General features: G+C 46.0%; 24 protein-coding genes and 2 pseudogenes. 12 read left to right on the top strand and 14 right to left on the bottom strand.

The window, feature by feature from the left end:
* Positions 1–83 precede the first annotated feature (83 nt).
* The 7 genes and pseudogenes from cysT (at position 84) to DXE33_RS00820 (ending at position 7,070) form a co-directional block, all read left to right on the top strand.
* A complete protein-coding gene (gene cysT, locus DXE33_RS00850; RefSeq protein ID WP_114638233.1) occupies positions 84–920 on the top strand; it encodes a sulfate ABC transporter permease subunit CysT in 837 nt (278 codons plus the stop codon).
* Entirely contained in the window at positions 920–1,792 is an 873-nt protein-coding gene (gene cysW, locus DXE33_RS00845; protein WP_114638232.1) for a sulfate ABC transporter permease subunit CysW, read from the top strand. The genes cysT and cysW overlap by 1 nt, the downstream gene beginning before the upstream one ends.
* Entirely contained in the window at positions 1,789–2,880 is a 1,092-nt protein-coding gene (locus tag DXE33_RS00840) for a sulfate/molybdate ABC transporter ATP-binding protein (protein WP_114638231.1), read from the top strand. The genes cysW and DXE33_RS00840 overlap by 4 nt, the downstream gene beginning before the upstream one ends.
* Positions 2,881–2,895: 15 nt before the next feature.
* A pseudogene (locus DXE33_RS00835) lies at positions 2,896–3,847 on the top strand (CysB family HTH-type transcriptional regulator).
* Between the two features lie 150 nt (positions 3,848–3,997).
* Positions 3,998–4,753, top strand: a pseudogene (locus DXE33_RS00830) (phosphoadenylyl-sulfate reductase).
* 47 nt (positions 4,754–4,800) lie between these two features.
* The gene (gene cysD, locus DXE33_RS00825) at positions 4,801–5,724 is read left to right on the top strand and encodes a sulfate adenylyltransferase subunit CysD (RefSeq protein WP_114638230.1); all 924 of its coding nucleotides are present in this window, start codon (positions 4,801–4,803) and stop codon (positions 5,722–5,724) included.
* Positions 5,724–7,070: a sulfate adenylyltransferase subunit 1 gene (locus DXE33_RS00820; protein ID WP_114638229.1), complete on the top strand. Its 1,347-nt coding sequence runs from the start codon at positions 5,724–5,726 to the stop codon at positions 7,068–7,070. Before cysD ends, DXE33_RS00820 begins: the two co-directional genes overlap by 1 nt.
* 72 nt (positions 7,071–7,142) lie before the next feature.
* Here DXE33_RS00820 and DXE33_RS00815 read toward each other — a convergent pair whose 3' ends face one another.
* The 11 genes from DXE33_RS00815 to uvrB form a co-directional block, all read right to left on the bottom strand.
* Positions 7,143–7,484 carry a carboxymuconolactone decarboxylase family protein gene (locus DXE33_RS00815; protein WP_114638228.1) on the bottom strand — a complete coding sequence of 114 codons (342 nt, stop codon included), beginning with the start codon at positions 7,482–7,484 and terminating at the stop codon, positions 7,143–7,145.
* A 12-nt stretch (positions 7,485–7,496) separates the two neighbouring features.
* A complete protein-coding gene (locus DXE33_RS00810) occupies positions 7,497–7,715 on the bottom strand; it encodes a YgaP family membrane protein (RefSeq protein ID WP_114638227.1) in 219 nt (72 codons plus the stop codon).
* A gap of 16 nt (positions 7,716–7,731) precedes the next feature.
* The gene (locus DXE33_RS00805) at positions 7,732–8,049 is read right to left on the bottom strand and encodes an ArsR/SmtB family transcription factor (protein WP_114638226.1); all 318 of its coding nucleotides are present in this window, start codon (positions 8,047–8,049) and stop codon (positions 7,732–7,734) included.
* Between the two features lie 206 nt (positions 8,050–8,255).
* Entirely contained in the window at positions 8,256–8,594 is a 339-nt protein-coding gene (gene fdx / locus DXE33_RS00800; RefSeq protein WP_114638225.1) for an ISC system 2Fe-2S type ferredoxin, read from the bottom strand.
* A gap of 32 nt (positions 8,595–8,626) precedes the next feature.
* Positions 8,627–10,492, bottom strand: coding sequence for a Fe-S protein assembly chaperone HscA (gene hscA / locus DXE33_RS00795; protein WP_114638224.1), 1,866 nt, complete (start codon positions 10,490–10,492; stop codon positions 8,627–8,629).
* Positions 10,493–10,528: 36 nt separating this feature from the next.
* Complete coding sequence (gene hscB / locus DXE33_RS00790; protein ID WP_114638223.1) at positions 10,529–11,047, bottom strand: Fe-S protein assembly co-chaperone HscB; 519 nt, start codon at positions 11,045–11,047, stop codon at positions 10,529–10,531.
* A complete protein-coding gene (gene iscA, locus DXE33_RS00785; protein ID WP_114638222.1) occupies positions 11,025–11,348 on the bottom strand; it encodes an iron-sulfur cluster assembly protein IscA in 324 nt (107 codons plus the stop codon). Before iscA ends, hscB begins: the two co-directional genes overlap by 23 nt.
* An 18-nt stretch (positions 11,349–11,366) precedes the next feature.
* Positions 11,367–11,753, bottom strand: a complete 387-nt coding sequence (gene iscU, locus DXE33_RS00780; protein WP_114638221.1) for a Fe-S cluster assembly scaffold IscU — start codon at positions 11,751–11,753, stop codon at positions 11,367–11,369.
* 32 nt (positions 11,754–11,785) lie between these two features.
* Positions 11,786–13,045, bottom strand: a complete 1,260-nt coding sequence (locus DXE33_RS00775; RefSeq protein ID WP_114638220.1) for an IscS subfamily cysteine desulfurase — start codon at positions 13,043–13,045, stop codon at positions 11,786–11,788.
* Between the two features lie 40 nt (positions 13,046–13,085).
* Positions 13,086–13,655, bottom strand: coding sequence for a Fe-S cluster assembly transcription factor (locus DXE33_RS00770; protein WP_114638219.1), 570 nt, complete (start codon positions 13,653–13,655; stop codon positions 13,086–13,088).
* 147 nt (positions 13,656–13,802) lie between these two features.
* Positions 13,803–15,962, bottom strand: a complete 2,160-nt coding sequence (gene uvrB / locus DXE33_RS00765; protein ID WP_114638218.1) for an excinuclease ABC subunit UvrB — start codon at positions 15,960–15,962, stop codon at positions 13,803–13,805.
* A gap of 169 nt (positions 15,963–16,131) precedes the next feature.
* Between uvrB and DXE33_RS00760 the strand changes: the two genes are divergently transcribed.
* Genes DXE33_RS00760 through DXE33_RS00740 form a run of 5 tightly spaced genes read left to right on the top strand, consistent with a single transcriptional unit; the run spans position 16,132 to position 20,487 of the window.
* Positions 16,132–17,331, top strand: coding sequence for an amino acid aminotransferase (locus tag DXE33_RS00760; protein WP_114638217.1), 1,200 nt, complete (start codon positions 16,132–16,134; stop codon positions 17,329–17,331).
* 41 nt (positions 17,332–17,372) lie between these two features.
* Entirely contained in the window at positions 17,373–18,665 is a 1,293-nt protein-coding gene (locus DXE33_RS00755) for a polyhydroxyalkanoate depolymerase (RefSeq protein WP_114638216.1), read from the top strand.
* A gap of 55 nt (positions 18,666–18,720) precedes the next feature.
* Positions 18,721–19,413, top strand: coding sequence for an electron transport complex subunit RsxB (gene rsxB / locus DXE33_RS00750; RefSeq protein WP_114638215.1), 693 nt, complete (start codon positions 18,721–18,723; stop codon positions 19,411–19,413).
* On the top strand, positions 19,413–20,069 hold the full coding sequence (gene nth / locus DXE33_RS00745; RefSeq protein ID WP_114639673.1) for an endonuclease III: 657 nt from the start codon (positions 19,413–19,415) through the stop codon (positions 20,067–20,069). Before rsxB ends, nth begins: the two co-directional genes overlap by 1 nt.
* Positions 20,056–20,487: a DUF1841 family protein gene (locus DXE33_RS00740; RefSeq protein WP_174222275.1), complete on the top strand. Its 432-nt coding sequence runs from the start codon at positions 20,056–20,058 to the stop codon at positions 20,485–20,487. The genes nth and DXE33_RS00740 overlap by 14 nt, the downstream gene beginning before the upstream one ends.
* An 8-nt stretch (positions 20,488–20,495) precedes the next feature.
* On the opposite strand, the gene DXE33_RS00735 is transcribed toward DXE33_RS00740, so the two are convergent.
* The 3 genes from DXE33_RS00735 to DXE33_RS00725 are packed head-to-tail and all read right to left on the bottom strand — an operon-like array spanning position 20,496 to position 23,097.
* Positions 20,496–20,906: a Zn-ribbon domain-containing OB-fold protein gene (locus tag DXE33_RS00735; RefSeq protein WP_114638214.1), complete on the bottom strand. Its 411-nt coding sequence runs from the start codon at positions 20,904–20,906 to the stop codon at positions 20,496–20,498.
* On the bottom strand, positions 20,903–22,075 hold the full coding sequence (locus DXE33_RS00730; RefSeq protein WP_114638213.1) for a thiolase domain-containing protein: 1,173 nt from the start codon (positions 22,073–22,075) through the stop codon (positions 20,903–20,905). Before DXE33_RS00730 ends, DXE33_RS00735 begins: the two co-directional genes overlap by 4 nt.
* A gap of 35 nt (positions 22,076–22,110) precedes the next feature.
* A complete protein-coding gene (locus DXE33_RS00725; RefSeq protein WP_231970275.1) occupies positions 22,111–23,097 on the bottom strand; it encodes a tripartite tricarboxylate transporter substrate binding protein in 987 nt (328 codons plus the stop codon).
* Positions 23,098–23,103 lie beyond the last annotated feature (6 nt).

The raw sequence follows: 23,103 nt of genomic DNA, 5'->3' as shown, positions 1-23,103 counted from the left end.
GTGAGCTCTTATATGCAATTTGCATATAAGTTAATGATCTTTTCTTGTTTCCCTTTTATAGGTCTAAACCCTAGACTCTCGGGATGTCTTCAGTAAAGAAAAATAGCATCTTCCCCGGTTTTGGCTTATCGCTTGGCTACACCATCACCTATCTATCCATCATTGTCTTAATTCCACTGTCTGCAGTGATTTTTAAGACAACGAGCCTTACTTTTAGCGAATTTATTAACGAAGTGACCGCCCCTAGAGTGACGGCCTCTTATCGCCTGAGCTTTGGTATGGCTTTACTGGCTGGATTTATTAATTCTATTTTTGGGCTGTTGCTTGCCTGGTCCTTAGTTCGCTATACCTTTATTGGCAAAAATTTAGTGGATGCCCTCGTGGATCTCCCTTTTGCACTGCCCACCGCTGTAACTGGTATTGCGCTAGCAGCCCTTTATTCAAAAAATGGTTGGATCGGGCAGTACATCGAACCGCTTGGCATCAAGATAGCCTTTACTCCATGGGGTGTATTGGTCGCATTGATATTTATTGGGGTTCCATTTGTAGTGAGAACAGCTCAGCCAATTCTTGAAGAAATTGAGATTGAGCTGGAAGAGGCCTCAGCAAGCCTAGGGGCCAGTCGCTGGCAAACCTTTACGAGAGTCGTTTTACCGATTCTGACTCCTGCACTATTAACTGGATTTGCCCTGGCGTTTGCCCGTGCAGTCGGAGAATATGGCTCGGTAATTTTTATTGCCGGAAACATTCCCATGGTTTCTGAAATCACGCCGCTGATGATCATTACCAAACTAGAACAGTATGACTATGCTGGTGCCACAGCGATTGCTTCGGTAATGCTTGCGATTTCTATGATTTTGCTTCTGGCAATCAATGGTTTGCAGGCTTGGACTGCAAAAAGAACCGGGAGGACTCGCTAATGAGCATAACCCGCTTTGAGCGCAGTAGCGCTACCCGTGATTCCGCAATCGTTAAATCGCTTGTTTTATTTCTGTCCTTGAGTTTTTTTGGCATCTTCTTATTGCTGCCGCTATTCTCAGTATTCGCAGAGGCCTTACATAAAGGATGGGTCTATTACTTCAACGCACTGACTGAGGCAGATACCTGGTCTGCCATTAAATTGACTTTGCTAGCGGCAGGAATTGCGGTTCCTTTAAATCTTGTATTTGGGGTAGCAGCTTCATGGGCAATCGCTAAATTTGATTTCAGAGGAAAACATCTCCTCATTACCCTGATTGATATTCCATTCTCAGTGTCACCCGTGATTGCAGGCCTAATCTTTGTGCTCGTCTTTGGAGCGCAAGGCTGGTTTGGTGGCTGGCTATCAGAGCATGACATCAAGATTATCTTTGCGGTTCCCGGAATTATCCTCGCAACGATCTTTGTAACCTTTCCATTTGTAGCACGTGAACTGATTCCGTTGATGGAAGCTCAAGGTCGGGAAGAAGAAGAGGCAGCAACGGTATTGGGTGCAAATGGTTGGCAAACTTTTTGGTATGTAACCCTTCCCAACATTAAATGGGGCCTCTTATATGGCGTCATTCTTTGTAATGCTCGCGCCATGGGTGAATTTGGAGCGGTATCGGTGGTATCCGGACATATCCGCGGCTATACCAACACTATTCCATTACAAGTAGAAATTCTCTACAACGAATACAACTATGTCGCTGCATTTGCAGTGGCCTCTTTACTCGCACTATTAGCCCTACTTACTTTAGCCGCCAAAACTTATGTTGAATGGCGCCTTAAATCCGAAACAAATGCCCCGCCCGCAATCGAAGGACCGTTATGAGTATTGAAGTCAGAAATATCAACAAAATATTTGGAAACTTTGTTGCGCTCAACAATGTTTCTTTGGATTTCCCTTCTGGTGAATTGGTTGCCCTTTTAGGCCCATCTGGTTGTGGTAAGACAACCCTATTACGTATTATTGCCGGCCTGGAAACACCAGATAGCGGCAATATTATTTTGGATGGAATTGATACATCAGCAACCCCAGTTCGCGATCGTCAAGTAGGCTTTGTTTTCCAGCATTACGCGCTATTCAAGCACATGACTGTTTTTGATAATGTTGCATTCGGGTTGCAAGTAAAAAGTCGTAAAGAGCGTCCAAGTAAAGAAGAAATCGCTGACAAAGTACATGAGTTACTGAAATTGGTTCAGCTCGATTGGCTGCATGATCGCTTCCCCGCACAACTCTCTGGTGGACAACGCCAGCGTATTGCTCTAGCAAGAGCGCTCGCTGTACAACCTAAGGTCCTTTTATTGGATGAGCCTTTTGGCGCATTAGATGCAAAAGTTCGCAAAGAATTACGTCGCTGGTTGCGCCAACTGCATGATGAGCTGCATATCACCTCTATTTTCGTCACCCACGATCAAGAAGAAGCGTTGGAAGTGGCGGATCGAGTAGTTCTCATGAATCAAGGCAATGTCGAACAAATTGGCAGCCCTGATGAGGTCTATGAAAGACCGGCAACGCCATTTGTCTATGGCTTCTTGGGCAATGTGAACTTATTTCATGGACGTGTTGAAGGTGAAGGTATACAGGTGGGTAATGACAAACTTGAGCACAATCATGCCAACAGTATTTCACAGGGAGCGCCAGTATTGGCTTTTGCGCGGCCTCATGAACTTGATATCGTTGTTGATAATGGCAGATCAGATGGCGTGCCAGCCAAAATTGATCGCATTCTTTCATTTGGCTTGAACTCACGAATTGAGCTCTCTGCACTATCTACTGATAGCGGTGAATACGCTCAGCAGTTTTATGGAGTAGAGCTGCCCAAATTAGAAGTGGCTAAACTCGGACTCACCGAAGGGCAGCAAGTTAGAATCATTCCCTCCCAACTGCGCGTGTTCGAAAAACCTACAAAGAATTAAGGCAATAGAGTCACTATGAATTTTCAACAACTTCGTATTATTCGTGAGACCGTTCGCCGCAACTTCAATTTGACTGAAGTGGGTAATGCTCTAGCCACTTCCCAGTCTGGGGTTAGTAAACACATCCTAGATTTGGAAGATGAACTCGGGGTCGAGCTCTTTGTTCGTCTTTGTTCGTAAAGGAAAACGCCTTCTCGGCCTTACCGAGCCTGGAAAAGAGCTCCTCACGATTGTTGAGCGCATCTTGCTTGACACCAAAAATATTAAGCAACTCGGTGCTCAATTTAGCCAAGCAGATAAAGGTCAACTCACTATTGCCACTACTCATACGCAAGCGCGTTATGTACTACCTAATGTGGTGAGTCAATTTAAGAAAAAGTTTCCGAATGTACATCTGGCCCTTCATCAAGGTAGTCCTCAAGAAATCGTAGAGCTATTGCTTGAGGGTCGTGCAGATATTGGTATCGCTACTGAGGCATTGGAAGGAATTCCTGAATTGGTCACCTTCCCCTATTACTCTTGGCATCACACCGTAGTAGTTCCAAAAGGTCATGCCCTCGAGAACAAGAAAAATCTGACGCTCGAAGATATTGCTGAATATCCAATCGTCACTTACCACGAAGGATTTACTGGAAGAAAATCGGTTGACGAAACTTTTGCTAAAGCAGGCATTACGCCAGATATCGTCATGTCAGCTCTGGATGCTGACGTGATCAAAACATATGTTGAACTTGGATTAGGAATCGGCATCATCGCTTCGATGGCCTACCAATCAGACCGTGATACCAAACTGAGTCTGCTCGATGTTGGCAATCTTTTTGAGAACAACACGACCCGCATTGCATTACGAAAAGGCTACTTTTTACGTGGTTTTGCCTATGAATTCATTGAGCTATGCTCGCCCAAATTAGATGAAGCCAAGGTCAAGGCAGCCCTTAAACCAGAAACCGACATCGATTTAGACTAAAAAAAGGTTTTAGGCCTCCAACATTCCTCATTTCCATTACTTTTAAGTATAAAAAGATGACTTATATATATTTGTAAGTAATAAGAATAGCCAATAAACTGCTGTGTCTGAGCAGGAAGCACCTTTTAGCATACCTCTCGGAGTACTTAAATAACACAGCAAATACCAACTTCTACCCTCGAAAAACCCACTTTTTGGTCTATCCCAGCAAGCACACTCACCCCAGAGGAGCTCGTCAAAAAAACAGCCGTTTTAGTTGAGCGCCTCGCTGAAATTACGAGACGCTTTTCAGACGTGCGCTTTGCAACGAGTTTGGCCGCAGAAGATATGGTGGTCACCGATGCCATCAAAAAAGCCAATGCCTAGGTTAAATTATTCACCTTAGCTACTGGTCGTCTTCATCAAGAAACCGTTGATATGGTCAAGACTACTGAAGATCGTTATGGTGTTTCGATCGAGAAAGTCTATCCGCAAGAAGCGGATGTACAAGCCTTCATTGATCAATACGGCATGAATGGCTTTTATGAAGGCGAAGAACCCAAGAAAGCTTGCTGTGGCGCACGTAAGATCAAACCTCTGAATGCAGCATTAATTGGTGCTGATGCGTGGATTACTGGTCAGCGACGTGAGCAATCCACCACTCGCACTGAACTAAATTTTGAAGAATTAGATGACGCTCGGGGCATCGCTAAATTCAATCCCTTGTTTGATTGGTCTGAAGAAGACATTTGGGCTTACATTAAACAAGAGAACGTTCCAATCCATCCCCTGCACCTGAAAGGCTACCCCAGCATTGGCTGTGAGCCTTGCACCCGTCAGGTCAAGAAGGGTGAGGATATTCGTGCTGGTCGCTGGTGGTGGTTACAAAGCGATAGCAAAGAGTGTGGATTGCACGTTAATCAATAATCAAATTCATTATTCAAACTTAGTAGAAATTATAAGCGACTTACAGAATGCAAGAACAAAAATTACTCGATGATCACTTAGATTGGCTAGAAGCCGAATCTATCTACATCATTCGCGAAGTGGTAGCACAGTGCTCTAATCCAGCTATGCTCTTCTCGGGCGGCAAAGACTCTATCGTGATGTTTCACCTCGCTCGTAAAGCGTTCCAGTTTGGCGATCGCCCTGTAAAACTACCATTCCCAATCTTGCACATTGATACTGGTCATAACTACCCAGAAGTGATTCAGTATCGTGATGAGGTCGTGAAAAATACCGGCGTAAAACTGATTGTTGGTCATGTTGAAGACTCCATCAAAAAAGGCACGGTGCGTTTGCGCAAAGAAACAGATTCTCGTAATGCTGCACAAGCTGTCACCCTACTTGAAACTATCGCTGAATATGAGTTTGACGCCCTAATGGGTGGCGCACGCCGCGACGAAGAAAAGGCGCGCGCTAAAGAGCGCATTTTCTCTTTCCGTGATGAGTTTGGCCAATGGGATCCTAAGGCACAACGCCCAGAGTTATGGAATCTCTATAACGCACGCATCGCCAAAGGTGAAAATATGCGCGTGTTCCCGATCTCCAACTGGACCGAGCTCGATATCTGGCAATACATTGCCCGTGAAAATTTAGCCCTGCCAAGCATTTACTACACCCACAAACGTGAAGTGGTGAAGAAGAATAATCTCTTGGTACCTGTGACCGACGTCACCCCTAAGGCAGCTGGTGATGTAAGTGAAATTCTGGATGTGCGCTTTCGTACCGTGGGCGATATCAGCTGTACCTGCCCCGTATTGAGCACTGCAGCTAACCCCCTGGACATCATTGCTGAGACCGCGATTACCGAAATCACTGAGCGTGGCGCAACTCGCATGGATGACCAAACCAATGAGGCCTCGATGGAGCGCCGTAAGAAAGAAGGTTACTTCTGATGACTACCAATCAAAATCACCAAAACGTTGTTCGATTCATTACTGCTGGTAGCGTAGATGACGGCAAGAGCACGCTCATCGGGCGTTTACTGTATGACACCAAATCGATTTTGGTCGATCAATTAGAGTCTCTCTCTAAAACAAAACATGCTCGCGTCACCTCTTCCGATGCTGGCGTGGACTTAGCCCTCCTGACTGACGGTCTTGAGGCTGAGCGTGAGCAAGGCATCACCATTGATGTAGCCTATCGCTACTTCTCAACACCTAAGCGTAAATTCATCGTTGCTGATGCGCCAGGTCATGAGCAGTACACCCGCAACCTCGTTACTGGCGCCTCACAGTCTGACGTAGCAGTCATCCTCGTCGATGCCACCCGGGTTGATCTCAGCACCACTCCAGCAACTTTACTGGCACAGACCAAGCGCCATGCTGCAATTGTTCATTTATTGGGATTACGTCATGTTGTGTTTGCTATCAACAAGATAGACTTATTTGAGTTTGATGAGAAGGTTTACAACACCATCAAATCCTCTATCGAAGATTTAGCTCAAAAGATTGGTTTACCAAAGCCAACCTTAATTCCCATCTCTGCTTTGTTAGGCGCCAACGTTGTTACCAACAGCAAAAATACTCCTTGGTATATGGGCCCCACCCTCCTTGAGTGGTTGGAAAGCTTAGATACCAGCCCAGAGTCCGAAAAACTCGCTCTGCGCTTCCCTGTTCAGTATGTGGCACGCCAAGATGGCAGCGCTTCTGATGACTTCCGTGGCTACCTTGGTGAGATTGAGTCTGGCAGTATTCGCAAAGGTCAAAAGATTAAGGTTCTACCAGGTGGCTCTGAAGCGACAGTTTCTAAGATCTATTTAGGCAACCGCTCAAGCAACAAACAAACCAATGGTAGCAATGCCGTTGACTCTGCCCAAACTGGTCAAGCTGTTGCTATTCAGTTAGCAGAAGATATTGATATCTCGCGTGGCTCACTGTTTATTAGTGCAGAAGATAGTAAGCCACCAGTGTTAAGCAAACAGCTTTCTGCTGATTTGTGCTGGCTAGATAGCGAACCACTCTCATTGACCCGCAAATATGCTCTGCGCCACACCAGCAATACTGTTGGCGCAAAGGTGAAGAACATTCAACAAGTATTAGATGTGCAAACCCTCTCACACGCCAGTGATGTGCATGCACTATCTACTAATGAAATTGGACGTGTAGACTTCATCTTGCAAAAGCCTATCGTTGCCGATCTATTTGATCAATCCCAACGTACTGGCGCATTTATTTTGATTGATGAAGCGACTAACCATACTGTTGCCGCAGGCATGATTCGTGAGGCTGTTGCGCAATAAAGTATATTTTATTATCCCACTTAGCAAAAAGCCTCGCAGTGCGAGGCTTTTTATTTTGTTATACGCTTTTATTTAAATTTGCGCTTGCTCAAACGCACTTAATGCATCGGCTGCATACATTAATGATGGCCCTCCGCCCATGTATGTCGCCATGCCCAAAGTTTCAATTACTTCTTGCCTGCTTGCGCCCAATCTAGCTAAGGCTTGAGTATGGAATCCAAGACAGCCGTCACAACGTGCTGCCACACCTAATGCAAGCGCAATCAGCTCTTTGGTCTTTTTATCCAATACCCCATCTTTGGTTGCTGCAGCTGCCAAATCTCCGAATCCCTTCATCATTTCCGGAGCTTCAGCTCTAAGCTTAGCAAGTGAGGTAGAGATATCCTTGGTAATTTGTTTGTAGTCTTTTGGCATTTAATACTCCATTTATTTGCAGCATCCGCCGCCGCCATAGTTTGAGCCAGTTCCACACGAACTATATCCAAGGATTGGATATAGGGGGCAAAATCTAAATAACCCAGTTGCAAGCGGAACTATCCCTATCCATCCCCACGCACCGACTACATTACTGGCTGCTAGACCCACCAAAACCAAGCCCACAACGATTCGTAAAATTCGATCGATACCACCAACATTGCATTTCATATACTTCCCCTTTTGATTATTTCTTACAAAACTGCTGATATAAAACTTCGATGACCGCTAATGCAGATTCGCTTCCCAGCGAGTAGTAAATCTGCTTACCTTCCCTGCGAGTTTTTACAAGCTTTGATACCCTTAGGCTTGTTAAATGTTGCGACAACATGGGCTGATGAATGTCGAGAATTTCTTCCAATTCACCAACACACTTTTCTCCTTGACTAATTTCACAAAGAAGCATTAATCGATCGCGATGATTGAGCACCTTCATCAGGCGGCATGCCGCATCTGCTGAGCTGCGCATTCTCTTAAGGTCAATTTTTTGCTCTTTAGTGGTCATAATCATTATGTATATTTACATTATGTAATTTAACATACTATTAACAAGAAATCAAACACCAAAAGAAAAAGCCACCCCGTGGGATGGCTTAAAAGAATACTTATGGAGGACTACTGAATGAACTACGACTTCATATTAGCCCCTAACTTTGCTTGCTCAATTTCGATATGCTTGTTTATCATGCTTACTGCACTAAATTGGTGCAATTAATGACCCTCTTTGGCGTGATTAATCGAGTATTTGGGGATTTCAATTACTAAATCTTGCCGAGCCAATATCGCCTGACAGGATAAACGGGACTGAGGATTCAGACCCCAAGCGCGATCGAGCATATCCTCTTCGTTCTCATCAGGTGGGTTAAGACTTTGATACCCCTCTTTAATAATCACATGGCAAGTAGTGCATGCACACACCATATCGCAAGCATGCTCAATCGGAATATCGTTCTCTAGCAAAGCCTCGCAAATCGAAGTGCCAGGTGCAGCTTCGACCACTGCTCCTTCGGGGCAATATTCACTATGGGGAAGTACAACGATTTGAGTCATAATTTTTTTGATTAATAGATTTTGATAAGAGATTAGATCTCTGCCACATTCTTACCCGACAACGCTTTCTGAATACTGCTATTCATCCGCCTTTGCGCAAATTCATCGGTTGCTTTAGCGGCATGATCGACTGCTTTACGCACTACCGCACTGTCTGTTTCTTCATTGAGTATCTTTTGCAAAGTCGCCATCTCTTGATCAATGAGAGCTTGTTCTTCTGCGTTTAGCAAGGCGCGATCACTATTTAAAGCAGTTTGCACGGCATCCAATAAACGTTGCGCATTAACCTGTTCTTCACGCAAAGATCTTGAGAGAAGATCTTCTTTTGCTGATGCAAATCCGTCTTGCAACATGCGGGTAATTTCTGCATCCGTCAAGCCATAGGATGGCTTGACGTCAATTGAGGCTTGCACACCAGAGCCTTGCTCTGTAGCACTCACTGAGAGTAAGCCATCTGCATCTACCTGAAAAGTGACACGAATACGCGCTGCACCCGCAGCCATTGCTGGAATTCCACGCAAATCAAATCGACCTAAAGAACGACAGTCTTGCACCAGTTCGCGCTCACCCTGCACCACCTGAATCGCTAAAGCAGTTTGACCATCTTTAAAGGTGGTAAAGTCCTGTGCCCTAGCAACCGGAATCGGTGTATTGCGAGGAATAATTTTTTCAACCAAGCCACCCATGGTTTCAATACCAAGAGATAGTGGGATAACGTCCAATAAGAGCCACTCATCATCCTTGCTTTGATTGCCAGCCAATAGGTCGGCTTGCATAGCGGCTCCAAGAGCAACTACTTGATCTGGATTTAAGTTATTCAGAGGCTGCGTACCAAATAGCTCGCTCACCGCACGCTGTACATTTGGCATACGAGTAGAGCCACCCACCATGACGACACCTTTAACATCCTCAGCCTTCAGGCCAGCATCACGCAAGGCTTTTTTGCAAGCCATTAGAGTCTTGGTCACCAAATTTTGAGTAATCTCAAAAAACTGCGCCTGACTTATTCCGACATTAACTACTGTGCCATCGGCTAGCGTCTCATGTACGCGCGCTAATGGGTTATGGCTTAACTGTTCTTTGACATGTTTGCAGGCCTGCAAAAGTGTGCGGTGATCATGGACAGATAGCGGAGGCAGCTTAGCTTGCTCAATCACCCAGCAATACAGGCGATGATCAAAGTCATCTCCGCCTAAGGCAGAGTCACCGCCAGTAGAAAGCACCTCAAAAACGCCCCTACTCATGCGCAAAATAGAGATATCGAAAGTACCGCCACCTAAATCGTAGACAGCATAGACGCCCTCAGAGGCGTTATCTAAACCATAGGCAATCGCTGCAGCAGTAGGCTCATTGAGTAAACGCAAGACTTCAATGCCCGCTAACTTGGCAGCATCTTTTGTTGCTTGACGCTGAGCATCATCAAAATAAGCTGGCACAGTAATAACGGCACCAACAATCTCATCATTGACCGAGTCTTCAGCAAGTTGACGCAGGCGCGCTAAAATTTCTGCAGAAACTTCAATCGGACTTTTGTCACCAGCAACCGTTCTGAGCTTGAGCATGCCGGGTTGATCGACAAAATCATAAGGAGCACTCTCGATGTGCTCGATATCAGTTAAGCCACGGCCCATATAACGTTTAACCGAGACAATCGTATTTTTTGGATCTATCACAACACTCTCAAGCGCCTCAAATCCAGCTTGAGTGCGCCCGTTGGGCAAGTAACGCACAACCGACGGCAACAACTCACGACCCTGTTCATCTGGCAATACCTTAGGTAATGCATCCTTCACAATGGCCACCAAAGAATTAGTGGTTCCCAAATCAATGCCGACAGCAATCCGTCGCTGATGCGGCGCAAGGGATTTACCAGGTTCAGAGATTTGTAATAAGGCCATAAGAAATAGAGTTTAGCTTGTGCTACCTAGATTAATTCAGCAATGGGTGTCGTCAAGCTCAACTGCAAACTTATCGATAAAGAGCAAACCACGAAGCAGCTCGGCTGCCCGTGTGTAATTTTTAGCGCCATCAATAGCCTGGGTAATTTCAATCATGGTTTCAGATTTTGACTCCTCAACCTCTTCCATCAAGGCTTCTAAGGCAGACAAATCTTCTGCTTGCTCATCAAGACTTTCGCGCCATTCCATTTGCTTCATTAGAAAAGCCGCTGGCATAGCAGTGTTGGTTTCGAGTTTGGCATCAACCCCATGAAGCTGACAAATATAGAGGCCGCGATCAATGGGATTCTTGAGTGTTTGAAACGCAGTATTAGCTAAAGTTGCCATTTGCATCGCAAGGCATTGCTCAGTTTCACTTCCCCGCGCATGACGATCCGGGTGAACTTCTTTCTGAATAGCCAGATAAGCCTGATCTAATGCAGGCAAATCGATATTGAATTGCTGTTGTATACCGAAAAATTTGAAGTAATCGTCAGACGCGGAAGGATTCACCACAACCACACTCGTCTTTTACGTTTGGATTTTGGAACTTGAAGCCTTCGTTCAAACCCTCGCGGACAAAATCTAATTGGGTACCATCCAAATAGGCCAAACTCTTAGGATCAACAAATACTTTTACGCCATTAGACTCAAATACTTGATCCTCAGCAGCAGGCTCATCAACATACTCCAATTGATAAGCCAATCCAGAGCAACCCGTTGTGCGCACACCCAAACGCAAACCGCAGCCCTTGCCGCGCTTTTCTAAATTGCGGTTGACGTGCTTTGCAGCTTTTTCGGTTAAGGTTATTGCCATATTGATTGCTTCCGTCTTTTATTTTGCAGGATGCTTTTCTTTATAGTCAGCAACCGCTGCTTTGATGGCATCTTCAGCCAGGATAGAGCAATGAATTTTGACTGGAGGCAAAGCCAACTCTTCTGCGATCAATGAGTTCTTAATCTCAAGCGCTTGATCCAAAGTCTTGCCCTTCACCCACTCAGTGACGAGGGAAGAAGAGGCAATCGCAGAGCCGCAGCCATAAGTCTTGAACTTAGCATCTTCAATAACGCCTTGATCATTGACGCGAATTTGCAACTTCATCACGTCGCCGCAAGCAGGCGCGCCAACCATGCCAGTACCAACACTGGTATCACCCTTTTCGAATGAACCTACGTTCCGGGGATTTTCATAGTGGTCGATTACTTTTTCACTGTATGCCATGGTATTTCCTCTTTAATCTTTCTCAATATCTTTTAGTGTGCAGCCCATTGAATCGTGCTCAAGTCGATTCCGTCTTTGTACATTTCCCATAATGGAGACAACTCACGCAACTTCGCAATCTTCTCTTTGACCAATTTGATCGTGAAATCCACTTCTTCTTCGGTAGTAAAGCGACCTAATGTGAAACGAATGGAGCTATGAGCCAATTCATCATTGCGACCTAAGGCGCGTAATACATAAGAAGGCTCTAAGGAAGCAGAAGTACATGCAGAACCAGAAGAGATCGCCAGACCATTGAGCGCCATCATCATCGATTCCCCTTCAACATAGTTGAAACTAATGTTCAGGTTATGAGGTACACGGTCATCCATATCGCCATTGACATAAACCTCTTCGATATCTTTCAGTCCAGCCAATAAACGATCGCGCAATGCGCGGATACGTTTATTTTCTTCCGCCATCTCAATGCGAGCAATACGAAAAGCCTCACCCATACCCACAATTTGATGAACCGCCAAAGCACCGGAACGCATACCGCGCTCATGGCCACCACCATGAATCTGCGCTTCAATACGAATACGGGGCTTACGACGCACAAACAAAGCGCCAATGCCTTTAGGGCCATAAGTCTTGTGAGCTGAAAAACTCATCAAATCAACTTTGATCTTCTCTAAATCAATTTCTACTTTTCCAGTAGCTTGCGCGGCATCCACATGAAAAATCACGCCACGAGAACGGCATAGCTCGCCAATCGCTAGAATATTCTGCACAACACCAATCTCATTATTGGCATACATCACAGAAGCCAAAATCGTACCGGGCTTCATAGCAGTCTCTAATTGCGCGAAATCAATTAAGCCGTTAGGCAAGACATCTAAGTAAGTCACTTCAAAACCTTCGCGCTCTAATTCGCGACAAGTATCTAAGGTGGCTTTGTGTTCCGTCTTCACAGTAATGATGTGGTTACCGCGCTCTTTATAGAAATGAGCGGCGCCTTTGAGCGCTAAATTGATGCTCTCAGTAGCGCCACTAGTAAACACAATCTCTCTTGGATCGGCATGTACCAATTGAGCCACTTCCGAACGCGCCCACTCGACAGCCTCTTCAGCAGCCCAGCCATAGGCGTGACTACGAGAAGCGGCATTGCCAAATTGCTCGCGCAAGTAAGGCAACATCTTATCGACCACACGAGGATCAATCGGCGTAGTAGCCGAATAGTCCATGTAGACCGGAAAGTGTTTAGGACTAAACATCGGAACCGGTTGTTGAGGAATGTCTTGTGGTGCGTTCATGGTTTATTTTGTAGTTATGTAGTGCTGCTGATTAGATCGCTTAACTCTGCCGCGCCAAATTGAAAACTGAATTAACTAATGGCGCTTTAGGAGCAACTTCTTTTTTAGCTGCAAGTGCTGGCGCTGTCTTTTCAGCTTTGACACTTTCAACTTTGACTTTCTTTTGGCGCATATCCTGAATCACAATTCCGCGCCCCTCTTGTTGCTGGACTAAATCTTTCAGTGTGACTGAACTGAGGTACTCAACCATCTTGGCATTGAGATTGCTCCAAAGATCATGAGTCATACAACGACCATGGCTTTCTTCCTCGCTATGACAGTTGCCCTTGCCGCCGCACTGAGTAGCATCTAGCGGCTCGTCAACCGCCACGATGATGTCAGCAACGCTCACTTCGGTAGAAGGACGAGCCAAGGTGTATCCGCCGCCTGGTCCACGTGTGCTCTCAACGATATTGAAGCGACGCAATTTGCCAAAGAGCTGCTCGAGATAAGAAAGGGAAATCTTCTGTCTTTGGCTAATGCCGGCTAAAGTTACAGGGCCATGCGTTTCACGCAGGGCTAAATCTATCATTGCGGTTACTGCAAAACGACCTTTGGTTGTAAGTCTCATATGTCACCTTGGTAATGGATTGTTATGGACAGCTAACAGTCGGGCGGGTAATACCCGACCATTCCGCTCAACTTTACCATAAGACCCAGCAAACTGCTCGGGAATTATCCCAAAAATCCCTCTTAACGGCCAGGAATTAAGTGGTCCTCAAACGGAGTCCCTAGACCTAGCGCCAAAGGCCATTTCCTTGACCTTGGTGAGTCGATCTCGGGTGCTGGCCGCCTTTTCAAACTCTAGATTCTTGGCTTCGGCATTCATCTGTTTTTCTAAACGCTTGATTTCATTAGCCAAATCCTTCTCGCTCATATCCTCATAGCGAGCCCGCTCTTGCTCAACCTGCATCTCCTGGCGCTTCTCTTTGATGTCATACACCCCATCAATAATGTCCTTAATGCGTTTTTGGACACCTTTGGGCTCAATACCATGGAGCTGATTAAAAGCAATCTGCTTGCTTCGACGCCTCTCAGTTTCACCCATGGCACGACGCATGGAATCCGTGACCCGGTCCGCATAGAGGATTGCTTTGCCATGTACGTTACGGGCAGCACGTCCGATCGTTTGAATCAAGGAGCGCTCAGAACGCAAGAAACCTTCTTTATCGGCATCCAAAATCGCTACTAAAGAGACTTCTGGAATATCTAAACCTTCACGTAATAAGTTGATACCCACTAGGACATCAAATACGCCCAAACGTAAATCACGCAAAATTTCAACACGCTCTACAGTATCAATATCAGAGTGCACGTAACGCACTTTCACGCCATTGTCAGAGAGGAAATCGGTTAACTGCTCTGCCATGCGTTTTGTTAATACTGTCACCAAAACGCGTTCACCCGCTTTGACTCGCTCATGAATCTGACTGAGCAAATCATCGACTTGGGTAGTGGCTGGCAATACCTCAATTTCCGGATCAACCAATCCTGTCGGACGAGCCACTTGCTCTACCACTTGACCTTGGTGTGTATTCTCATATTCAGCAGGTGTTGCAGAAACAAAAATGGTTTGACGCATCTTCGTTTCAAATTCCGTAAATTTCAGTGGTCGGTTATCCATCGCTGAAGGTAATCGGAAACCAAATTCCACCAAGGTATGTTTACGAGATTTGTCACCGTTGTACATGGCATTCAGCTGACCAATTAGCACGTGACTCTCATCCAAGAACATCAGGGCATCGTTGGGTAGATAATCCACCAAGGTAGGCGGGGCCTCCCCTGGAGCGGCGCCCGAGAGGTGACGGGAGTAGTTTTCAATTCCCTTACAAAAACCGAGCTCATTGAGCATTTCTAAATCGAAACGGGTGCGCTGTTCCAAGCGTTGCGCTTCTACCAACTTACCGTCTTTAACAATAACAAACTCGTCAAGTCGGGTGCGTAATTCTTCTTTAATTGTTTCAATTGCTTTGAGCACCGTTTCGCGTGGCGTGACATAGTGCGAACTCGGGTAAACCGTAAAGCGTGGAATCTTTTGGCGAATCTTTCCAGTAAGTGGATCAAAAAATTGCAAACTCTCCACTACATCATCAAATAATTCAACGCGAACTGCTAATTCATTATGCTCAGCGGGGAAAATATCAATGGTGTCACCACGCACACGAAATACCCCGCGCTTGAAATCCATTTCGTTGCGATCGTATTGCATCGCAATTAATCGCATCAAAATATCGCGCTGACTCATTTTGTCGCCCGGGCGCAATGTCATCACCATGCTGTGATAGTCGCCTGGATTGCCGATACCGTAAATCACTGAAACGGTCGCAACAATAATGACGTCACGACGCTCTAGCAAACTCTTGGTTGCAGACAAGCGCATCTGCTCGATGTGTTCATTAATCGAAGAATCTTTCTCAATAAAGAGATCGCGCTGAGGAACATAGGCCTCTGGCTGGTAATAGTCGTAGTAGCTAACAAAATACTCAACCGCGTTTTTGGGGAAAAACTCTCTAAATTCACTATATAACTGAGCTGCTAAGGTCTTGTTTGGGGCAAATATAATAGCCGGGCGCCCTGTTCTGGCAATCACATTGGCCATCGTGAAGGTCTTCCCGGAGCCCGTAACCCCTAGAAGGGTCTGAAAGGTCAGTCCATCCTCCACCCCCTCCACCAGGGCATCAATCGCCCCAGGCTGGTCCCCAGCGGGCGGAAAAGGCTGATACAGCTGATAAGGGGAGCCCGGGAAGCTCACAAACTTTGCTGGATCTAGGTCGTGCCCCACCTCGCCCAAGGGGTCAGCGATGGGCGTTTTTGGTACTTCTTTTGCTTCTGCTTTTGCAGCAATTTTGAGTGACTTAGGGGGCATCTCGGCTATCATTTTAACTGTGAGATTTATTCACAGAGAATTTTGTACAAACAATGATTTTGCCGTTTTTATTTAGAAATAGTTTGATCTAACTTCAAAAACAGACAATTAAGCTCAATTTAACGTCAATTAATCACAAAGCCACCCTTAATTCACTACTAACCACGATCCTCGACCCCAAATGACCCTGTTTGCCTCTGTTCAATTAGCCCCTAAAGACCCTATTTTTGGCCTCACCGAAGCCTTCGTTGCTGATCAACGCCCAGACAAGGTGAACTTAGGTGTTGGCGTTTACTACACAGATGAAGGCAAGGTGCCTTTACTGCAGGCAGTCATCAAAGCAGAAGAAGCGATCGTCGCAAAACATGCACCACGTAGCTACATCCCAATTGAAGGTCCAAACCCATACAACAGTGCAGTGCAAAACTTATTGTTCGGCGCAGACTCTTCACTGATTAAAGACGGTCGCGTAGTCACTGCCGAATGCTTAGGCGGTACTGGCGCCCTTCGTGTTGGCGCTGATTTTATTAAGCGCTTGAATCTCAATGCCCCTTGTGCCATCAGCAATCCCACCTGGGAAAACCATCGCGGCATTTTTGAATCTGCTGGCTTTGAAGTAATTGAGTACGCCTACTTTGACGGCAATACACGTGGCGTTGATTTTGATGGCATGGTGAAATCGCTGGAGTCTTTCCCAAAGAACACCACTGTTCTATTACACGCCTGCTGTCACAACCCAACTGGCGCCGACATTACTGAAGCGCAGTGGCGTCAAGTGATTGATATCTGCAAGAACAAAGGTCTGATTCCCTTCCTGGATATGGCTTACCAAGGCTTTGCTGCGGGCATTGAGCAAGATGGTATCGCGGTTCGCCTCTTTGCTGAGTCTGGCATGTCTTTCTTTGTATCAAGCTCTTTCTCGAAGTCATTCTCCTTATATGGTGAGCGTGTAGGAGCCCTCTCCATCGTGACCCAAAGCAAGGATGAATCTACTCGTGTGCTCTCACAACTTAAACACGTGATTCGTACAAACTATTCCAACCCACCCACTCATGGCGCCGCCATTGCTGCTGCTGTTTTGAATTCTCCTGAGTTACGCAAACTCTGGGAAGACGAGTTGGCACAGATGCGTGATCGTATCAAAGCAATGCGTCATGGTTTGGTAGAAAAATTAGCAGCTGCTGGCGTGAAGCAAGATTTTGCTTTTATTGAAAAACAACGCGGTATGTTTTCTTACTCCGGCTTAACTGCTGAACAAGTAGATCGTTTACAAAAAGAGGATGGCATTTATGCCCTCTCTACTGGCCGCATTTGCGTAGCTGCCCTCAATACCAAAAACATTGATAAGGTAGCCAAAGCCATCGCCCGCGTATTGGCTTAAAGAGCTCAATTAACGGCTTCATAGATTTTCAGGAGGTACCAATGCTCTATCAGTTACACGAATTCCAAAAGGCTTTACTTCAACCAATGAGCTCATGGGCTCGAGCTGCATCTGAGGCTTTTATTAATACCTCTAATCCAGCATCCAAGGTTCCTGGGCCAGAGCGTTTAGCTGCTAGCTATGAACTTCTCTATCGTCTTGGCAAAGACTATAAAAAGCCAGAATTTGGTATTCACTCAGTGATGGCGCACGGCAGTGAAGTTGCCATCCACGAAAGGGTTGCTGTAGCCAAGCCATTCTGCAACCTGGTTCGTTTCAAGCGATTTTCAGATGATGTTGAAACTATTATTAAGAAGCTAAAAGAAGATCCGGTGGTGCTCGTAGTTGCACCACTATCTGGCCATCACGCCACTTTATTACGCGACACAGTCCGCACGCTCTTACAAGATCATAAGGTCTACATCACTGATTGGGTCGATGCGCGCAATGTTCCAGTAAAGGAAGGTGAATTTGGTCTTGATGATTACGTTCACTATGTTCAAGAGTTTATTCGTCACATCGGTGCTGAAGATTTACATGTGATCTCCGTTTGCCAACCCACCGTTCCAACCTTGGGTGCTATCTCCTTAATGGCATCCGCTGGTGAAGCCACTCCTGCATCGATGATCATGATGGGTGGCCCAATCGATGCACGTAAATCTCCAACCGCCGTTAACAACCTGGCCGAACAAAAATCTCATGAGTGGTTTGAAAGCCGTGTGATTTATAAAGTACCGCCTACTTATCCAGGTGCCGGCCGTCGTGTATATCCAGGATTCTTGCAACACACCGGCTTTATTGCCATGAATCCGCAAAACCATTTGCAGTCTCACTGGGATTACTTCCAAAATCTAGTGAAGGGTGATGAACAAGATGCCGAGGCGCACATTCGTTTCTATGACGAATACAACGCGGTTTTGGATTTGGATGCGAAGTTCTATCTTGATACGATCAAAACTGTATTCCAAGACTATTCATTACCAAATGGTGCCTGGGAAGTTGCTGGCAAGCTAGTGAAACCGCAGGATATTAAAGAGACTGCCCTTTTGACTGTTGAAGGTGAATTGGATGATATCTCTGGAAGTGGACAGACACGCTCGGCTCATGGCCTATGTGTTGGTATTCCAAAAGATCATAAAGATCATTATGAAGTTGCGGGGGCTGGTCACTACGGCATATTTGCTGGACGTCGCTGGCGCGAAAAGGTTTACCCAAAAATTAAATCGTTTATTCGAGCTCACCAGCCCGTCCAAAGAAAAAATAAAGCGCGCTTACCAAAACTAGGCGCTGAGTAAAGCAAAGAAAATGAGAGACCTAGCGTCTCTCATTTAACTAGGAACTAGCCATTTCATGAAAATCCATCAGGCGAACGAACTTGCTGATCGCCTAGAAGATATTCTTCCGCAAACTCAATGTACTAAATGCGGGTATCCAGATTGCCGAGGATATGCACAGGCTTTAGCTAGTGGCGAAGCCCTTCCCAATCGCTGCCCGCCCGGCGGCGTAGAGGGAATCAAAAGGCTCAGCAAAATCCTGACTCCCATCTACCCCCAAGATGCCTTTGAGCTCAACCCCACGATTGATCCAGCATGCGGCCTTGAGCGCCCTCGGCCAGTAGCATTCATCGATCCACAAAAATGTATTGGATGCACACTCTGCATTCAAGCCTGTCCAGTAGATGCCATCGTAGGCGCCTCCAAGCAAATGCATGTAGTTCTGACTGAATGGTGCACGGGTTGCGATCTATGCATACCGCCATGCCCTGTTGACTGCATATCTATGATTGATGTCACTGGCAAGCAAACTGGCTGGAATGCGTGGACTTCTGAGTTAGCGAATGTAGCGCGAAGACGCTATCACGATCGCACTCAACGCCTAGATCGAGAGCAAAAAGATAATGATGAGCGCCTAGCCAAGAAAGCGGCCGCTAAATTAGCAGCTCTTAGCAACGCACCTCCCTCATCCAGTGAGGAAGAGGCAGAAAAAGAGCGTAAACGCGCCATCATTGCAGCTGCAATTGCAAGGGCACAACAAAAACAATGATGAATCTAGAAAAGCGATGTGCTTTTTTTGAGCAACTCAAGGCCAATAATCCCAAACCGGAAACTGAGCTTGAATACAGCTCCCCTTTTGAATTACTCATTGCAGTACTTTTATCGGCGCAAGCAACTGATGTATCAGTGAATAAAGGCACACGCAAACTATTCAAGGTTGCCAATACTCCCCAAGCCTTACTCGATCTTGGCGAGGAAGGTGTGCGACCCTTTATTCAACACATTGGACTTTTTAACTCCAAAGGCAAACATATCCAGGAAACTTGCCGTTTCCTACTTGAAAAACATGGTGGCCAAGTTCCCCAAACGAGAGAAGAGTTAGAGGCGCTGCCCGGTGTTGGCAGAAAAACTGCCAACGTTATCCTCAATACTGCATTTGGACAGCCCACGATTGCTGTTGATACTCACATCTTTCGCGTCTCCAATCGTACTGGGCTAGCTCCCGGTAAGGATGTATTAAAAGTGGAGGAGCAACTGCTCAAGCGAGTCCCCAAAGAATATCTTCATGATGCACACCACTGGCTCATCCTACACGGTAGATATACATGCAAAGCTCGCAATCCAGAATGTACGCAATGTATAGTTGAACCACTGTGTGGCTTCAAGCAAAAAACTGGCAAAGGAAAAGTTCGTGGCGATATTTAATCCAACCCGTGCAGAGGTGCGACGCTTTTTCTGTGACACCTGGAAGAAAAAAACCGAAAATCACATCCTAGATCCCATGGAGACCTTGGCTGGCGACTGGATGCAAGAGCACCCCGAATATCACGCTTTGCTTACTGATCCCGAAGGTGCGCTAGAGCAAGACTACACACCTGAGCGTGGCGAAACAAATCCATTCTTGCACTTGTCTATGCATCTATCGATTAGCGAGCAAATCTCGATCAACCAGCCACCAGGCATACAAGAGATCAGTGAAAAACTCACACAAAAAGTGGGCTCTCAACACGAAGCACAACATCTGATGATGGAGTGCTTAGGTCAGGTGATGTGGGAATCTCAAAGAGAGGGCAAGCCGCTTAATCCCGAGAATTATCTCGAGGCCCTCAATAGGCTCGTTTAAGTAAATATTTAAATAGGTTCAAAAAGATGGGTCTTTTGCCCATCTTGGGTTTCTTGAAAGACTACCTTCACCTTTTGCCCTACCCGAATCGAATCAAAATTGCAGTTCGCCAAATGGGTAAGTAGCGAGATGCCCTCTTGTAAACGAACATAAGCCATGGCAAACGGCACTTCTACGCCGCGGCGCATCACCGTATAAGAATAGATTTCTCCTACACCTTCAGATTTAACCCAAGTAGTATCCTCACTTCCACAATGCGGACAGATAGTTCGTGGGTAGTAATGCACTTCTTTACAAGAATAGCATTTCTTAAGCACTAGATGATTATTCTGAGCAGCCTCCCAGAAAGCTTTATTTTCTGGATTGCTGATTGGGCTTGGCAGACGATGCTCTGCATTCTCTTTATTCGTTTGACTCATTGCAATCTCCCCAAAATTAATACGGCTGCGCCATGTCTTGTTCCCAGTGCACCACCGATACCTGAGGCAAGCGCAAACTCCAGATTAGGCACCTGCACTGCTGGATGCGCTTGACCACGTAACTGTCTCACTGCTTCGATAACCTTCGTCATACCGCCGCGATTGGCAGGATGGTTGTTGCATAAACCACCACCGTCGGTGTTAAAGGCAAGTTTGCCTTTACCTGAAATGAGTTGGCCACCCTCTACAAACTTACCACCCTCACCTTTTTTACAAAAGCCTAGATCCTCAAGCTGAATTAGGACGGTGATAGTGAAGCTATCGTAGATAGAGGCATAACGAATTTGTTCAGGGGTGAGCTTAGCCTCTTTAAATGCTAATGGCGCAGCCCAAGCTAAACCAGAATAGGTCAAATCAACCTTACCGCCCATTTGACCTTTGGTCGTTTCGCCAGCACCCATCATGGTGACCACTGGTTTTTTTAAAGTCTTCGCAATATCTGGGTGTACCACCACCAGTGCACCACCGCTATCAGTAACCACACAGCAATCTGCACGATGCAAGGGATCGGCAATCATTGGGGAGTTCAATACATCCTCAACCGTTAATACCTCTTTGAGTGCAGCATTAGGATTGTGCTGGGCATGGTGAGAGGCGGCCACCTTGATCCATGCCAACTGTTCACTAGTTGTTCCAAATTCGTACATATGGCGCATCGCGCACATGGCATAGGTATTGAGTGGTGCTGGTGAGTACGGTTTTTCAAAAGCAAAGTCAGGAGCACTGGCATATTGACTACGCACTTGCGTACCACTAGAGCCTTCAGATTTTGGACGACCTGCCAAAGTAATTAAAGCCACTTTGCACTGCCCAGCAGCAATTGCGCGCGCTGCGTGATTCACATGAGTCAAATAGGATGATCCGCCAGTATCTGTTGAATCTAAATACTTCAACTTTTTTAAACCCAAGTAATCAGCCATCGATACAGGGCCCATGCCAGGAGCATCGCCTGCACAAAAGTAAGCATCAACATCATCCAAAGTCAGGCCAGCATCCAACAAGGCGCCACGCGCGACCTCTGCATGCAACTGAGCAACGGTATGGTTAGGCGCCACTCTTAAGGGGTGCTCATATATTCCAGCAATGCAAGCGTTAGAGCCAAATGACATAAATATTCCCTTTTGAAATATTGCACTACTAATAATTAATCGACTGTAATTTGGGATTGCGCAATGAGCTTACGCCATTTCTCAATTTCCGCTTTAATGAATTGAGAAAATTGTTCTGGTGTTCCTGGCATAGGATCTGCGCCTTGCGCAATGAGTTTATCTTTGAACTTAGGATCAGCCAAAATACTTTGTAATTCTTTATTCAATCGATTGCGAATATCTAAGGGCAAGTTTGCAGGCGCAACTAATCCATACCAAGTTGCCATGTCGTAACCAGGCAAGCCAGATTCAGCAATCGCTGGGATATTGGGTGCAGCGCTAGATCGTTTTGCGGTTGTCACACCAAGCGCTCTAAGATTTCCGGCTTTGACATGTGGCAAAGCGCTTGGCAGATTCGGAAAGCTCATATCTACCTGACCAGAAATCACATCAGGCAAGGCATTGCCTGTACCTTTGTAGGGAACATGAATCATGTCAATCTTGGCCATCTTCTCAAAGAGCACAGCTGAAAGATGCACAGAGGTACCGCTACCACTAGAAGCAAAGGTCAGTTTTCCGGGATTGGCTTTACCCGCAGCAATCAGCTCCTTAATAGATTTATAGGGCGAGTTCATTGGAACAATCAACATATTGGGAGCTGAAAATACGCCACCAATGGCCGTGAAATCTTTTACAGGATCGTATGGCAAGTTTTTGTACAAAGATGCATTGACCGCATGACCAATCGATGGGAAATACAAAACATAACCATCGGGGTTTGCACGCGACACATACTCTGCTGCTATGTTTCCGTTCGCACCAGCTTTATTTTCTACAACCACTGGCTGGCCTAGACGATTTGATAAACCCTCCGCCAAAGCCCGACCAACAGCATCAGCAGAGCCGCCAGGAGAAAATCCTACAATTAAATGGATAGGTTTGTTGGGGTATGAAGGTGATGCATCTGCAGCACCAACGGGACAAATCCCAAATCCCATGCCTATCCAAAAGGCAATGATTGGTAAAAGGCTTTTCAATTGCATCGATGG

The organism is Polynucleobacter necessarius, assembly GCF_900096765.1.
Classification (GTDB): Bacteria; Pseudomonadota; Gammaproteobacteria; order Burkholderiales; family Burkholderiaceae; genus Polynucleobacter; species Polynucleobacter necessarius_F.
The sequence above is the reverse complement of the archived record's forward strand: the minus strand, read 5'-3'. Positions and strand labels throughout refer to the sequence as shown.